16 protein-coding genes are annotated in these 14,801 nt (G+C 62.7%); 9 read left to right on the top strand and 7 right to left on the bottom strand.

What is annotated here, in order from left to right:
* Both ACO59D_RS11525 and ACO59D_RS11530 read left to right on the top strand, forming a co-directional pair.
* Positions 1-826: hypothetical protein (locus ACO59D_RS11525; RefSeq protein ID WP_485127105.1), on the top strand; the 826-nt coding region annotated here is incomplete at its 5' end.
* Positions 827-924: 98 nt separating this feature from the next.
* Positions 925-1,701 (top strand): hypothetical protein, encoded by a 777-nt coding sequence (locus ACO59D_RS11530; protein WP_485127106.1) that lies wholly within the window; start codon positions 925-927, stop codon positions 1,699-1,701.
* Between the two features lie 215 nt (positions 1,702-1,916).
* Here ACO59D_RS11530 and ACO59D_RS11535 read toward each other — a convergent pair whose 3' ends face one another.
* From ACO59D_RS11535 to ACO59D_RS11545, 3 genes are all read right to left on the bottom strand, one after another.
* Positions 1,917-2,483, bottom strand: a complete 567-nt coding sequence (locus ACO59D_RS11535; protein ID WP_485127107.1) for a helix-turn-helix domain-containing protein — start codon at positions 2,481-2,483, stop codon at positions 1,917-1,919.
* A 113-nt stretch (positions 2,484-2,596) separates the two neighbouring features.
* Positions 2,597-2,926: a nuclear transport factor 2 family protein gene (locus tag ACO59D_RS11540; protein ID WP_130811224.1), complete on the bottom strand. Its 330-nt coding sequence runs from the start codon at positions 2,924-2,926 to the stop codon at positions 2,597-2,599.
* A gap of 136 nt (positions 2,927-3,062) precedes the next feature.
* Positions 3,063-4,481, bottom strand: coding sequence for a B12-binding domain-containing radical SAM protein (locus ACO59D_RS11545; protein ID WP_485127108.1), 1,419 nt, complete (start codon positions 4,479-4,481; stop codon positions 3,063-3,065).
* Positions 4,482-4,709: 228 nt separating this feature from the next.
* On the opposite strand from ACO59D_RS11545, the gene ACO59D_RS11550 reads away from it, so the two are divergent.
* The 5 genes from ACO59D_RS11550 to ACO59D_RS11570 all read left to right on the top strand — a co-directional run bounded on the left by ACO59D_RS11550 (position 4,710) and on the right by ACO59D_RS11570 (position 9,242).
* On the top strand, positions 4,710-5,582 hold the full coding sequence (locus ACO59D_RS11550) for a MurR/RpiR family transcriptional regulator (RefSeq protein WP_130811223.1): 873 nt from the start codon (positions 4,710-4,712) through the stop codon (positions 5,580-5,582).
* A gap of 276 nt (positions 5,583-5,858) precedes the next feature.
* A complete protein-coding gene (locus ACO59D_RS11555; protein WP_485127109.1) occupies positions 5,859-6,170 on the top strand; it encodes a PTS fructose transporter subunit IIB in 312 nt (103 codons plus the stop codon).
* 58 nt (positions 6,171-6,228) lie between these two features.
* Positions 6,229-7,353 (top strand): PTS fructose transporter subunit IIC, encoded by a 1,125-nt coding sequence (locus tag ACO59D_RS11560; protein ID WP_485127110.1) that lies wholly within the window; start codon positions 6,229-6,231, stop codon positions 7,351-7,353.
* A gap of 77 nt (positions 7,354-7,430) precedes the next feature.
* On the top strand, positions 7,431-8,291 hold the full coding sequence (locus ACO59D_RS11565) for a class II fructose-bisphosphate aldolase (protein ID WP_485127111.1): 861 nt from the start codon (positions 7,431-7,433) through the stop codon (positions 8,289-8,291).
* Between the two features lie 42 nt (positions 8,292-8,333).
* A complete protein-coding gene (locus ACO59D_RS11570; protein ID WP_485127112.1) occupies positions 8,334-9,242 on the top strand; it encodes a ketose-bisphosphate aldolase in 909 nt (302 codons plus the stop codon).
* A 609-nt stretch (positions 9,243-9,851) separates the two neighbouring features.
* Here the strand turns inward: ACO59D_RS11570 and ACO59D_RS11575 are convergent.
* From ACO59D_RS11575 to ACO59D_RS11590, 4 genes are read right to left on the bottom strand one after another with little or no spacing between them, the layout of a single operon-like run.
* Positions 9,852-10,193, bottom strand: coding sequence for a YxeA family protein (locus ACO59D_RS11575; RefSeq protein ID WP_485127113.1), 342 nt, complete (start codon positions 10,191-10,193; stop codon positions 9,852-9,854).
* A 49-nt stretch (positions 10,194-10,242) separates the two neighbouring features.
* A complete protein-coding gene (locus tag ACO59D_RS11580) occupies positions 10,243-10,977 on the bottom strand; it encodes an ABC transporter permease (RefSeq protein ID WP_485127114.1) in 735 nt (244 codons plus the stop codon).
* A gap of 1 nt (position 10,978) precedes the next feature.
* Positions 10,979-11,725, bottom strand: coding sequence for an ABC transporter permease (locus ACO59D_RS11585; RefSeq protein ID WP_485127115.1), 747 nt, complete (start codon positions 11,723-11,725; stop codon positions 10,979-10,981).
* Positions 11,725-12,624, bottom strand: a complete 900-nt coding sequence (locus tag ACO59D_RS11590; protein ID WP_485127116.1) for an ABC transporter ATP-binding protein — start codon at positions 12,622-12,624, stop codon at positions 11,725-11,727. Before ACO59D_RS11590 ends, ACO59D_RS11585 begins: the two co-directional genes overlap by 1 nt.
* A 170-nt stretch (positions 12,625-12,794) precedes the next feature.
* Between ACO59D_RS11590 and ACO59D_RS11595 the strand changes: the two genes are divergently transcribed.
* Together ACO59D_RS11595 and ACO59D_RS11600 are read left to right on the top strand one after the other, a co-directional pair.
* On the top strand, positions 12,795-13,502 hold the full coding sequence (locus tag ACO59D_RS11595) for a response regulator transcription factor (RefSeq protein WP_485127117.1): 708 nt from the start codon (positions 12,795-12,797) through the stop codon (positions 13,500-13,502).
* Complete coding sequence (locus ACO59D_RS11600; RefSeq protein WP_485127118.1) at positions 13,499-14,773, top strand: sensor histidine kinase; 1,275 nt, start codon at positions 13,499-13,501, stop codon at positions 14,771-14,773. The genes ACO59D_RS11595 and ACO59D_RS11600 overlap by 4 nt, the downstream gene beginning before the upstream one ends.
* Positions 14,774-14,801 lie beyond the last annotated feature (28 nt).

Genomic DNA, 14,801 nt, shown 5'->3' on the forward strand with positions numbered 1-14,801 from the left:
CCTCGGCCTCGCGGGCTGCGGCCTGCTGAGAGGGAGGGAGGAAGAGGTGCCCGACATCACGATATCGGACGGCCAGGACGCGCTCGCCTACGCGCTCCCGGCGCTGGGGGAGCGCTACGGCGAGGCGTTCTCCCAGGCGGAGGGCACGGAGGTGACGTCCTACGTGCCCGACTACACGGACGAGCTCATCTACGAGCTCTGCGCCAGGCCCGACTCCGACCCGTCAAAGGTCTTCGGCTGCGAGGTTCCCGTCAACCTGGATACGGGGACGCTCCGGTACAACCTCTGGGACGACTACACCCAGTATCGCTTCAAGGGCCAGATGGAGGGGCCGTTCCTGGAGGTCGTGCGGGGGCTCTCCGGCCTCGCGGGCTACAGCGTGCAGATGGCGGAGCCCTACGTGGGCGACCGCGACTGGCGGCCCGACGAGCTGGACGCCTACGTGAACAACGGCTTCACCCACCCGCGCGTGGACGTGACGCTCATGATGCCCGCGGACGGCACGGAGGGCGAGTGGGCGGGTACGATCCACGAGTGCCTCGAGGGGATATGGGGGCTCGGCCAGCGCATGTACGTGTACGCGGGGCTGGAGGGCTACGACCCGTACTCCGCGCAACTCTACATCCTCGACTCGACGCAGAACGAGGTCCGGGGCCGCGACCCCGAGCCCCCGTCCGTCGACCGCATCCTCGAGCTGATGTGGCCGGACGTGGTCTACAGGGACGGCTCCGAGACCTGGGACGGCACGGGGGACGCCGGGGACCCGGGCTACGTCAAGCACCCGCAGATCACCTGGTACGACGGCCACCCCGTGATGCCGCGATGACCGTGGTGCTCAGCAGGAGGGGGCTCGCCCTCGCCTCCCTCGGACTCGCCGCCTCCCTCCTCGCGGGCTGCGGCCCGCTGAGAGGGAGGGAGGAAGAGGTGCCCGACATCACGATATCGGACGGCCAGGACGCGCTCGCCTACGCGCTCCCGGCGCTGGGGGAGCGCTACGGCGAGGCGTTCTCCCAGGCGGAGGGCACGGAGGTGACGTCCTACGTGCCCGACTACACGGACGAGCTCATCTACGAGCTCTGCGCCAGGCCCGACTCCGACCCGTCAAAGGTCTTCGGCTGCGAGGTTCCCGTCAACCTGGATACGGGGACGCTCCGGTACAACCTCTGGGACGACTACACCCAGTATCGCTTCAAGGGCCAGATGGAGGGGCCGTTCCTGGAGGTCGTGCGGGGGCTCTCCGGCCTCGCGGGCTACAGCGTGCAGATGGCGGAGCCCTACGTGGGCGACCGCGACTGGCGGCCCGACGAGCTGGACGCCTACGTGAACAACGGCTTCACCCACCCGCGCGTGGACGTGACGCTCATGATGCCCGCGGACGGCACGGAGGGCGAGTGGGCGGGTACGATCCACGAGTGCCTCGAGGGGATATGGGGGCTCGGCCAGCGCATGTACGTGTACGCGGGGCTGGAGGGCTACGACCCGTACTCCGCGCAACTCTACATCCTCGACTCGACGCAGAACGAGGTCCGGGGCCGCGACCCCGAGCCCCCGTCCGTCGACCGCATCCTCGAGCTGATGTGGCCGGACGTGGTCTACAGGGACGGCTCCGAGACCTGGGACGGCACGGGGGACGCCGGGGACCCGGGCTACGTCAAGCACCCGCAGATCACCTGGTACGACGGCCACCCCGTGATGCCGTAAGCATCGCCTGAGGCGGGCCCCACGGACCCGTCGATTGTGACCACGCTCCAGCCCTTCGGATTTATAGCGCTCTGGCAGGAGAGCGCTGCTTGCTGTGTAGGCCGTCCCCCAATTTATATGAATAGGCTGGGGGAGGGGAAGGTTTGACGCGGAGCGATCGCGAGGCCGTGGCGACAGGTCGCGTCAGAGGCGTGGCTCGCCTCATGCTCCAGCCCCTATGTTCTCTCGATGGGCGCCCACAGCTCCATCTCGTAGCCGTCTGCATGCATGTCTCCGGGGCCATACGCCTCGAAGTCCGGTGCACACCAGGTAGTTGATTTGTCTCCGGGCACTCCGAGCTCTCGATGGCCTCCCGCATGAGACCCGCCACCGTGAAGGCGGGCTTTCTCTGGATGCTGACCTTCATCTCTTCTCCTCCCCTGACGCTGAGCGCCAGCCGCAGTTTGGACATAACCCGAAAGGGCCTCCCGTCCCTGACCTCGGAGGGGTGTGGCCATGGAACTCCTTGAATGCCGCAGCGACGAGTCCGGCGAGCCGAAGCCATGGCGTAGCGCCACGTCGATGATCCGCTCCTCGGATGAGCGCAGGTCGAACGCGGCTTCCGTCAGCCTGCGTCCGCGAATGTACTCCGACAGCGTTATCCCCGTGAAGATGGAGAAGACCCTGCTGAACATCGCGCGGGAGTATCCCGATAGGCGGCGTATCTCCCTATCATCCGCACTCTTGCCCAAGGTCGCGTCGATGTAGCCCACCGTCCGGTTGAAGTCCTCCATGACGCCCATCTCCCACCTCCTCGATTAGGACTGTACGCGCATCGGCTCCCGCCGTCCCGAGCCGTTCCGTACGAATCGCATGGGATATGGGCGACGGCGCGAGGCAGCGGATTCGATCCCCGTCACCCTAGAAGGAACTCGTGCTCGCCCCTGATCCTGCCATCCTCGAAGTCGAACACCTCGAATGATCTCGCGCCGTCGTCATCGATCAGCAGGACTGCGATTCGCTCCCCACGAGCCGATTCGTGCATCTCCTCCACGCGGAACCGCGTGTTGGAATCGCGGTAGGCATCCTGCATGACCCGCAGGTACTCCTCGATGCCTTGGATCACCCGCTCGTGCTCGGCATGCAGGTGCCAGACCACATCTGCATGCAGGAAGGTCCGGTAGGTTTCCCAGTCCCTGTCGTTCTCGGCTTGGAAGAAGCTCGCAAGCGTCTCCGCTGCTCCCATAGGCGTCTCCTTGTGAAGCGCTCAAGGCGGTTTTGGGTTTTCCATGGTGGAACTATAGGCCACGTTCCCTCACTGCATCATGATCCATTGGGACGATAGGACTGCTCCGCGTCGGTTCGGCGACCAGATGTGCGGGCTAGTCGTCCGGTAGGGCGGGCAGCTCGCGGCGCATGCGAGCCCGCTCGCTCATCTGCCAGAAGAACTCGCCGAGAAACAGCACACGGTCGATGCCGCGCTCGTGCACGAGCGCGGAGAGCAGACGCCGCCACGAGTAGTACGTCTTGCTGCACTCGATGATCTCGCGCTGCAGCTGGCGCGCCGATATGTTGCGCGGCCGGTGCACCACGTTGCCCACGCACTTCTCCCAGTCCGTGTGCAAAAGCTCGTCCTTGTACTGCTCGAAGGCGGGCGTTCCTGGGATGAAGTACATGGATTGCAGCAATATGCCCTGGATGCCGTTGTCCATGGCGAAGCGCGCGACTGCCTTTCCCACGCCGGGTCGGTTGCTCTGCGCTCCGAATATGAACAGCCCGCGCACGCGCAGCCCGTGCGCCCGGATGTTGGAGATTGCGCGCTCTATATCGCTTTTCGAGCTGCGCTTGTGGAACTCCCGGAACGCGTCGTCGTCGATGAACTCGATGCCCAGCGCCAGCTCCACGAAGCCCGCCCGCACCAGGCGTTCCAGCATCTCGTCATCGAAGCCCACCTCGTAGCGCGCTTGGATGGTGAAGCGGTAGTCGACGTCGCTCTCGATGATGGCGTCCAGCACCGCCAGCGCCCATGGGCGGTCGGCGAAGAAGTTGTCGTCGGTGAGCCAGAGTACCGTGGCGATGCGGTGGCGCCCCTCGTCGTGAAAGGTGATACAACGCCTGATGTCCTCCACCACGCTCTGCGGACTGCGCGTGCGCACATGGTGCCCGTACAGACGCACGAGCGAGCAATAGTCGCAGTTGTGCGGGCATCCGCGCGAGGCGTGCACCTGCCCCCACAGCGTATTGTGGCCGGCCATCCTGTGGTAGCGCCACACCAGGTAGCGATCGGGTATCGTGTCGATGTCATGCGGCGGGGCAGGCATGCCCGTGCTATGGAATGTCCCATCGGCGTCAAGGTGCGCCACGCCGGCGAATGCGGGCTCCTTGTCTGCCTGGAGCGCGTCCAGGAACTGCAGGATGGTCTCGTCCCCCTCGCCCAGAAGGACGTAGTCGGCGTGCGCGGCGGCCTCCTCCGGGCACATGGTGGCATGAAGCCCGCCAATCACCACCACTGCATCGGATTGCTGGCGAATCTTGTCGGCAATCTCGTAGCCGCGCGGTGCGGCGAACGTGAACGCCCCGATGAACACGACGTCGGCGTCAAGGCAGTCATCCCAGCGCACCTTCGAGATGGACTCGCTGTACATGAGCGTGTCGGCAATGCGGCGGTGCACGATGGTGGCGAGCGTCATGAGACCGACGGACGGGTTGCGGATGTAGCGATCGTACACGAACAGGTTCAGCGGTGTGCGTCGGTACGGCGGTGCCCCCGGCTCGATGAACCGCACCTTACGGACGTCCATACGCCTCAACTCCCCAACACCAGAACGCATCTGCGCAGATTGTACCGCAGCATCGCGCACGATGCCGACAGTGTCCCGTCTGCAGATTACGAGACGCCGTATCGCGCCATGGAATTTTTCCGTCCGTCTACGTTCCAATGACAAGATACTTTCTGAAACAATGTTACATTATATCCAAACTATGAGAAGAGGCACATTCCGCCCCTTCACGATGGACGGAAGTAGCCTATGAGCCCACAGGGAAGCGCCGTTAACACCATATGCGCAGCTTACGAAGTGCTGTCTGACACCGAGAGGAAGGTTGCGGACTTCATCATCCAAAACGTTGGCGAGGTCGCGAAGCTCTCGGTTCGAGACATCGCCTTGCGAAGTGAGGCGTCAAGCGCAACGGTATCCCGCTTCGTTCGGCACATCGGTTACGAGAGCTTCTCAGACCTTCGGCTGGCGATTGCCTCGGACCAGGCAGGGGCTGACGTTCCGGAGGGGAGTGAGGTGTCCGAGATCTCCCTCGATCAAATAGATGCCTCCATCAGCTACATTCTTGAGAATAAGACTCAGGAGCTCAAGGGTACTGCGGAGCAGATGAGCTCGGACAACGTCAGTAAGGCATTGGGCCTTATCATGAACTCTGACAACATCCTGTTCGCAGCTGTTGGCAACTCTATTCCCATCTGCTCTAACTTCGCGTTCCGCCTTGGCCAGATTGGAATTCGGGCAAACTGTCCGGTCAATACCGAGGTCATGATTCTTGACTCCCTGTCGCTGAGACGCAACGACCTGCTTTTTGTGGTCTCGTCATCTGGCTATTCCCATCGCCTGGAGACCATCGTCGACAACGCGGAGGATTCTGGAACTCCCATAATATTCATCACGTCGAACCCGACCTCTGTGCTCGCGCTCCGTTCCGATGTGGTCTTCACCGCCGTCATGCGCGATCCAATGCTTGCTGGGCCGCAGTTCTCGACGCATGTCCCAGAGAATTTCATTGTTGAGACACTGTTCATGTTCCTGCTTGCGCACGGGAAGAACGTTAGAGAGCACGTCCGAATGGAGAGGAAGAGTCTCGGACGCGATAAGGAGAATACGCCCACACTCTACTAGGACATCTGATAGGACAGCTAGGTTCTCACGACAGTCAAGCAGCCTGCCATACCTCATCTTGGCAGGCCGTCTTTTCTTTTGGCTGCCCCTCTATGTTCACGAGTCGTACGGATGCCGTTCGTCCCCAAAATCCGACCATCGATACAAGGAGGAAGTCTGTTGGAATGTAATTCCAAAAAAATATGTAATATGAAACACAATTACAAACATTGGTGGAAGGGCGGACATAACTGCGCAAACGGATGTTACGTGAAACGACAAGGAGAGGAGAGATACATGAGAATCGTCGGAGTGTGTGCGTGCTGTAGCGGTATTGCCCATACCTACATGGCCAAGGAGGCCATCGTTAAGGCCGCCAAGGCGGCAGGTGACGAGATTCACATGGAGACCCAGGGCACCATCGGGGTCGAGGACGAGTTGACTCCGCAGCAGATAGAGGATGCCGACTGCGTGCTTCTGTGCATCGATGTGCACATCGAGGGGACTGACCGCTTCAAGGACAAGAAGATCATGAAGATCCCGACGGATCTGGCGATCAAGGCACCCAAGCAGATTGTGGCGAAGATTCACCAGGAGCTTGGCAAGTAGGCGTTGGAAGGACGTCGTACGTGTAGGAAAGCGTCTCTATATGGAAGGGGAATGTGCAATGGCTGAAGAGATAGAGAAGCCGAGGAAAAGGATGAAGAAGGTCGGTATCAAGGCACCAATCCTTACTGCAATTAGCTACCTTCTCCCCCTTGTCGTCGCATCCGGTCTGCTGATTGCAATCGGCAACCTCACGGGTGGTCAGAGTGTGACCACGCTCGAGGGAATCACCGTTCCCTCCGCTCTCACCACCATCGGTGTCTTTGGCATGGGTCTGCTGCCTTCGTTCATCGCAGGCTATATTGCCTATGCCATCGCCGATCGTCCCGGTCTCGCTCCTGGCTTCCTCATGGGTCAGGTTGCTTCGTTCCTTGGTGCCGGCTTCCTGGGTGGCATGATTGGCGGCATCGTTGCTGGATACATCGCCCTTTGGCTTGAGACCTACCTTACCGTTCCCAAGTGGGCACAGGCCCTTATGCCCATGATGATTATCCCCACGCTTACCGCCATTGCCGCCGGGCTCATCATGGTCTTCGTCCTCGGTGGGCCTATTGCTGCCATCACCGCAGGCCTGACCGCGTTCATCAAGGGGCTCGACTACAGTCAGAAGTTCGTTACCGGTTTCATCCTGGGCTTTATCCAGCACCTCGATTACGGTGGGGCGATCTCCAAGGTTCCTAACCTTATCTGCGATGGCATGATGGCGGATGGCATCTATGGTCCCGAGGCGGTCAAGGTTCTCGGCTCCATGGTTCCCCCCTTCGGCGTGTCGCTTGCCTTGCTGCTCTCCAGATATGTCGTGAAGAAGCCCATCTTCAAGCTGTCCGAGGTCGAGAACATCAAGGTGGCCTTCCCCATGGGCGTCTGCATGATTACCGAGGGCGTCATCCCCATCGCCATGAACGACCTTGTCCGTACCGTCATCAGCACCGCTCTCGGTGATGCGGTCTGCGGTGCCATTGCCTTCTCGATGGGTGTCGAGTCCATGGTCCCCTCTGGTGGAATGTTCGTCGTCCCAATGATGAAGAACCCCGGCTGGGCCCTGGTCGCCCTTCTCGCCGGCTCGCTCGTCACCGCGCTGCTCCTGGTGTTCCTGAAGAAGCCCCTGAAGCCCGATGAGGTCGATGACCTCAATGCTGTGAAGGAAGAGGAGGAGGTCGACCTCTCCGGCCTGAGCTTCAGCTAAGTCCCAGGGGCGCGGGGCCTCAACCCCGCGCCCCAGCCAGTTCTGCTGCACCACACTTCACTATTGAGAGGTCTGAAATGTACGAGCCTATGCGTGACATGCTCCAGAAGGCGAACGAGGGGGGCTACGCCATCATGGCGATCAATGCCTTCAATCTCGAGTCCGCTGCGGGAGTTATCCATACCGCTTGCAAGATGCACGCACCGATCATCATCGACCTGCTGCAGGAGCACATCAAGCGGTACTTCGATAGCGACATCCTGACGGGGCCCATCGTCAGGATGGCCCAGAAGGTGCCGGTTCCCGTTGCCATCAACCTCGATCATGGCAGCGACGTTGCCCACCTCAAGCGCTGCCTCCACAACGGCTTCTCTAGCGTGATGGTTGACGCCTCCGCCTACGACTTCGATGAGAACGTGAGGATTACCAAGTCCGTCGTCGAGCTTGCACAACAGTATGACGCAAGCGTTGAGGCCGAGATTGGCAACATGGGTCTGGTTGGGGAGGGTTCTGGTTACACGGACGCGAACATGTACACCGACCCTGATGCGGCCATCGACTTCATCAAGAAGACGGGTGTGGATGCCCTTGCAGTTTCGTTTGGGTCCACGCATGGCGACTACCCGAAAGGCTACGTTCCCACGTTCCACTTCGACATCGTCGAGAAGATCAAACAGGAGACGGGCATTCCCCTGGTACTCCATGGTGGCTCCGGTTCTGGTTCCGAGAACATCAGGCACTCCGTCGAATGTGGCGTTAACAAGATCAACGTTGGGACCGACTACATGATTGCCCAGCGCGCCTTCATTGACAGCGCCCTCAAGCAGGATCCCACGTATGACTATCCCGAGTTGCTTCACCAATCCTACCTGGAGGGATCCAAGGTCCTTGAGAGGTACATCGAGCTGGCTGGCTCCAAGGACAAGGCGCTCTGGTAGCTGCGTCGGTTCAGCAATGTTCTTCCGTTCGAGAAAGGCCAGATGGCAATGCTTCTTAACATGAACCAGATGCTCGAGGTGGCTCAGGCCAACCACTTTGCGGTGGGCGCCTATAACGTCTCCGAGTCCAACCTGTTCCGTACGGTCGTCGAGGCCGCCGAGGAGAACGACTCTCCCGCGATCATCGCCGTGCACCCCACCGAGCTCGAGTACTGCAAGGACGAGTTCGTGAAGTACATGGTCGACCGTATCGGCAACAGTCCTGTTCCGTTTGTCCTGCACATGGACCATGGCGATTCCATCGAGTCCATCATGCGTGCCGTGCATGACGGCTTCAGCTCTGTCATGCTGGACGGCTCCCTACTTCCCTTTGAGGAGAACATCGAGAAGACCGCTGAGGTCGTGCGCTATTGCCACATGGTCGATGTGTCCGTTGAGGGCGAGCTTGGTACCATCGGCACGACTGGTGTGACCATCGAGGGTGGTATGACTGAGGTCAAGTACACCAATCCCGACGATGCCAAGGTGTTCGTCGAGAAGACTGGCGTTGACACCCTGGCTGTTGCCATCGGCACCTGCCACGGTCTGTATCCCAAGGGTGTCACCCCCAAGCTGCGCATGGACGTTCTCCAGAGCATCAAGGATGTCGTCGACATTCCGCTGGTCCTCCATGGAGGCTCGGGCAACCCTGATTCCGAGGTGGCCGAGGCCGTGGAGATCGGCATCGAGAAGGTCAACATCTCCTCCGACTACAAGAGCGCGTTCTTCACGAAGGCCCGCGAGATTCTTGCGCAGCCCAACAGCGGCTGGGATCCCAACAACCTGTTCCCCGCGTGCATCGAGGCCGGCAAGCAGGTCATCACGCACAAGATGCAGCTGTTCGGCAGCGTTGGCAAGGCTGCGCTATACCGTGAGCCAGGCGTCAGGCAGTGGAGGGCAGGCCTCGAGTAGGTGGTTCCCCAAGGAACGACCCCGACGGCCCAAGAGCCGCGGGGTCGTTTTCCATCCCGATGCGTTTGCTGAGTCATAAGGTGGCTGGTGTGTGCAGGACTGACGGCATCGAGGCAGGTGGAGCCAAGATGGTTCTTGCCGTGGGCGACGGCGAGGGAGAAGCGCCTGAACGCGAGCAGATTCCCACAACCGACCCAGCGCGGTGTGATGCATGGGATTTCTGAAATCGGACAGCGTGATGCTCGGACAGTATGCGGACAGCAAGGACGAGTTTCTTTGGGATGTAGCCCTCGTTTGACGATAAGCCCGTCGACATCGCCCTGCTAGTTCCCAACAGCCAGGCTGCACCACGCATCCCAGACTTCTTTTCAAGGCTGCGGTGCTGCCTATGGATGATGGCCTCAAGAAGCCTGTCTTACAGAGACGGCATAGCAAATCAGTGGGAATGTTATACAGTCATAAATATGCGGATATTCAGACGCAAAATATACAGCGTCATGCAGGCAAGGCGTGACCTCTGCTGGAGGCTTCAACGGCTCTGTCGAACGCCCGGGATGCGGCCGTCTTTTCCGATAGGCCTTAGGTGGGACCTCCTTGTCGGTTGACCGTCTAGGTCAGCTGCTCGCGTGCGGCATTCGGCATCTGCTCGGGCTGGACCTCCTCCCACGAGACCACCCCGCGCACGGGCATGTATCCGAGCTTGAGGTACGCGTCGTCCCTGAGCCGCTTGCCGGCGGTGAAGGTGAGCCGGCGATGCTCGCCGCGCTCGTTGTACGCGTCGAGGGTGTACTCCCAGACCTCCTCGTCGCCGTCGCTCTTGTCCTGCGCCACCGTATCGTCCACCTGGACGTACCACGTGGAGGCGTTGTCGGTATTCGTAAGGTAGAAGACGCCGGCTACGGCTCCCAGCATGAGAACACTCAGGACGATCGTAGCGATTCTCTTTGCCATTGTTCGATCCTTTCCTCGTTTGGTGAATCCGGTCTGACGCTTGCGGCCCTCATGCCGACGGTGCCCCGGCACGTTCTATGACTTGGGCATAGGCGCACAGGGCCGCGACGGTGAAGACGAAAGTCATGGCGAAGAAGGCGGGAAGCTCCGAGGCGGCGAGCGCGCCCCCTCCGTTGGCGTTCGAGGCTAGCTGCATGAGCGCCCAGGGCCACCACAGGCCCCAGCCCTTGGCCGTGAGCATGAGGCCCGCGATGCCGCCTGCGAGCGCGATGCCCACCGGCGCGGCGAAGTTGCACACAAGGGCCGATACGAGCAGCTGCACCGCCACCACGGACACGCCGCCGACCCATGCGAGCAGCAGGTAGACGATGTAGTCGGCAGGCGGGAGGCCCGCAAGGCCTACGGCCTTGCCGCAGACCACGAACAGCGCTCCCGTCGCGGCGAGCGCGACGGCCAGCATGCCCGCGCCCACGACGAGCTTCGCGGCGACGATGCGCCACGGGTCGATGGGGCTCGCGAGCACCTGGTTCCAGTTGGTGCCCGCGTGCTCAAGGCCCATGAGCCACGAACAGCCCGCGCCGACGAGCGCCGGCAGGAAGAAGTAGAGCTCGAATAGGGTGTGCTGCGTCCAGAGGTTCTCCCAGCCCGGCGTCAGCAGGCCCAGGTTCTGCTGGTAGTTGAAGGTGCCAATGACGGCTGCGATGAGGGGCAGCACTACGTAGGCGATCCAGATGGGCGCGCGGCGCAATTTGATAACCTCCGCGCTCAGGACTTGCGTTCTCATGCTAGAGCTCCTTCCTCGAGAACCAGAGCGCCGAAAGGGTGATGACGCTTGCGCAGATCGCGACCAAAAGAGCCGCATCCCCCCAGGCGAAGGGGACGGTGTAGAAGGACGTCGTCCTCGTAACGGAGTCCCAGTCCATGCGCACGCACGACAGCAACCCAAAGTACCCGCTCGGTACCAGACGCTGGACGGCGGGAGGAAAGAACAGGCTGAACAGGCCCGCGAGCGAAAGGCCGAGGCCCACTGCCAACGAGGCGAACTGGTTCTCCCAGCGCAGGGCGACGGCCTGCACGACTGCGGCTACCGTGAAGGTGGGGCCAACCTGACAGGCGGCGAAGGCTGCGAGTTCGAAGATTCCCAGCTGGTCAGGGAAGCCCTTGTAGGCCGCAAGCGCGGCGAGGCCCACTGTCTCCAGCACGACCGTAGCCACAATGAGCACGAGGCTGCAGATGAGCTTCGCGGCAAAGAGCGCGGCTGGCCGCTGCAGGCACAGGAGCTCCTTCAAGGCCTGCGCCTCGTGGTCGGTCTCGCACACACGCGACGAGATGACGGCGGCGAACAGGGTCAAGACGATGGAGTTCACGAGAGGGGCCATGTAGAGCAGGGACGCCGTCCCATCCGCTGCTCCCTGGGCGGCGCGTGCGGCATCGGACGCCATCCACATGAGACAGAGTGCGGCGGTGCCGAGGCAGATGAGCCACACGCTCTTGCGCCTGAGCTTGGCGAACTCGAGCATGAGCGCGCCCATCACAGCCCCCTTCCCTCGGTGAGCGCGAGGAAGATGTCCTCGATGCTCTCGCTGCGCTCCTCGATTCGCATGACGCCGATGCCCTCCTGCGCGAGTGCGAGGGAGGAGCGCGCCACCGTTGCGTCATCGGCAAACGGCGCAACCAGCCATCCATTCTGCTCGGTGGCCCTCAACAGCGTGGCCGCACGGCGGTTGTCAGTCGTGCGGAATGCCAGTTGGCGCCGTGCGCGAGCCCGCAGGTCCTCGAGCGCTCCCTGCCACACCATCTTGCCCTGGCTGATGATGCCCACGTGGTCGGCCATCTGCTCGACCTCCGAGAGCAGGTGGCTCGAGACCAGCACGGTGGTGCCGTGCGTCTGGGGCAGCGTACGTATGAGCTCGCGCATCTCGTGGATGCCCTCGGGGTCGAGGCCGTTGGTGGGCTCGTCGAGCAACACGAGCCGGGGGTTGCCGAGCAGTGCGGTCGCGAGCCCTAGGCGCTGCTTCATGCCCAGAGAGAACTGCCCCGCGAGCTTCCTGCCTGTGTTGGTTAGGTCCACCGTCTTGAGCGCCTCGTCGATCGAGGCGGGGGGAAGCCCCTTGAGCCTGCGAACGATGTCGAGGTTCTCGCGGGCCGTGAGGTGCTTGTAGCAGCTCGGGCTCTCGATGAGCGAACCCACGTGCGCGAGGACCGCGAGTCGGTTCTTTCGGCCTACTCTCTCCCCCAGCACTTCCACCTCGCCGGCCGTGGGTCGCACAAGGCCCAGGACCATCTTCATGGTGGTGGACTTCCCGGCTCCGTTGGGTCCGAGGAAGCCGTACACCGCGCCCTCAGGTACCCGGAGCCCCACGTCATCCACGACGCGCACCCCACCATACGCCTTGGCGAGCGCGCTTGTGGCAATAGCCAGAGCAGCCATGCTCTCTCCTCTCATCTAGCCTTTGCGATAACGTGACCAAGGCTAGGCAATGTGCCTTTCGTGCGTCTGTCCCCAAGCTTTCACGAACCTTTCGTTTTGGGAGGGGTGCACGTGCCGGCAGGCCGTCCTTCCAGTGCGGGGATAGAATGTGGACGAGGGAAGGGAGCGGTATGAGGGACCTACATGAGGCGCGGGTGCTGGTGGTGGAGGACGATCCTACCCTCCGCGGCCAGCTGCTCGAGCTGCTGGAGCGCGATGGCTACCGCTCTGTGCATGGCGTGGGAACCGTGGCCGATGCTTTGCTCTCAGTCGCGACCTGGCAGCCCCAGCTGCTCCTGCTCGACGTGATGCTGCCCGACGGCAACGGCTTCGACTTGCTGCGCCGGGTGCGCGAGACGAGCGACGCGCCGGCGCTGTTCCTCTCTGCGCGCGATGAGGACGCGAGCCGCCTGCGGGGCCTGGGACTAGGAGCCGATGACTACGTGGCCAAGCCCTTTTTGCCCGCCGAGCTGCTGCTGCGCCTGGCAGCCGTGCTGCGCCGCAGCTACAGTCTGCCCGATGCGCCGGCTGCCGTCGTGCTCGGAGACGTTGAGGTGGACCTGGCCACTGGCGAGGTGAGGCGCCGCGGCGCCGTTGAGGCGACCCTCACGGCCAAGGAGTACGCGCTCGTCAAGCGCCTGAACGAGAGCCGTGGCTCCATCGTGACGACGGATGAGCTCTGCCACAGCGTCTATGGGGACGAGTTTGGCTATGCCAACGCGCTCACGATTCTCGTTCGCCGTCTGCGCGAGAAGGTCGAGGGCGACCCTTCCCACCCGTACTGGATCGTCACGGTGCGCGGGTTGGGCTACCGGCTCCTGCGCAAGGAGGCGCAATGAGGGAGCTGACGCGCATGCGCCTGCGGGGCGGCCTGGGCGTTGTCGCGTCCTGCGTCCTGGGTGCCGTGGTCATCCTGGTGGTCAACGTCATCATCGTGGGTGTTGTCGTGCTTGTGGCTGGCCTCACGGGCGACAGCGACACGGGACCGGAGGCCTCGGAGGTGTCCGAGTCGCTCGCCGAGCGGGATGGGACGTACGTGCTTTCGGCGGACGTGGGGCAGGCGCTGCGCGACCATGGCGGCTGGGCCTTGCTCATAGGCGAGGACGGCAGCGTGGCCTGGGGCTTTGACGTGCCCGACGACGTGCCCACGCACTACACCCTCGCCGACGTCGCGTCCTTCACGCGCTGGTACCTGGGGGACTATCCCGTATCTTGCTGGCGGTACGGCGACGGGGGGCTCGTGGTGGTGGGCTCTCCCAAGGGCTCTGCCTGGAAGTACGCCGTGACGCTGGGCTTTCACGCGCTCGGGGGCAGCGTCCTGCTCCTGGGGGCGGTCTTCTGTGCCGACCTCATCGTGCTTGTCGCCCTTGTGCGCATGTTTTCCCGAAGCTCCTGGAAGCAGCGTGACGACGCCCGCAACGAGTGGGTTGCCGCCGTGTCCCATGACGTGCGGACGCCGCTCGCGGCGGTTGTCGCGGACGCCGCGAGCCTGATGGAGAGCCCCCGACTCGGTGCGGGCGAGAAGGAGCGGGCCGCACGCATCGTGACGAAGTCCCAGGAGATGGCTGCGCTGCTCGCCGACCTCAACATGGCAAACCGTCTGCGCTTTGCCATGGAGCCGGTGGACGCAACGGACGTGCATCTGGCGGCAGTGCTGCGCTCGGTAGTGGCGGGCTCCTTGGATGGGGGGTTGGGTAGCTGCGAGCTGGGACTCGATGTGGCGCCCGCCGCCGAGGGCGTCTGCGTGCGCGGGAGCGAGGCGCTGCTGCGGCGCATGGTGGTGAACCTCGTGGGCAACAGCATCCGCCACAACCCTCAGGGCTGCCATGTGATGGTGTCGCTGGGTGTGCGTGAGGGGCTGCTGGGCAGCTCGCTCGGGCGGCGGCTTGTGCTCGTCGTGAGCGACGACGGACGCGGCCTGGGGGCGGGGACGCTCGCGGCGCTCAAGAGGAGGCCGGGCGCCGAGTTTCCCGAGCACGGCCTAGGCCTCGTGATCGTGCGACGCATTGCGGTGGCGCATGGCGGGACGGCGCGCTTCTCCGACAACGAGGGAGGCGGGTGTACCTGTACCGTTGAGTTGCCAACTAGGCACAAGAATCAAGATTTCTAGGTAATAAGCCTCTCACAACATGCTCCGG

This window comes from Tractidigestivibacter sp., assembly GCF_057241865.1.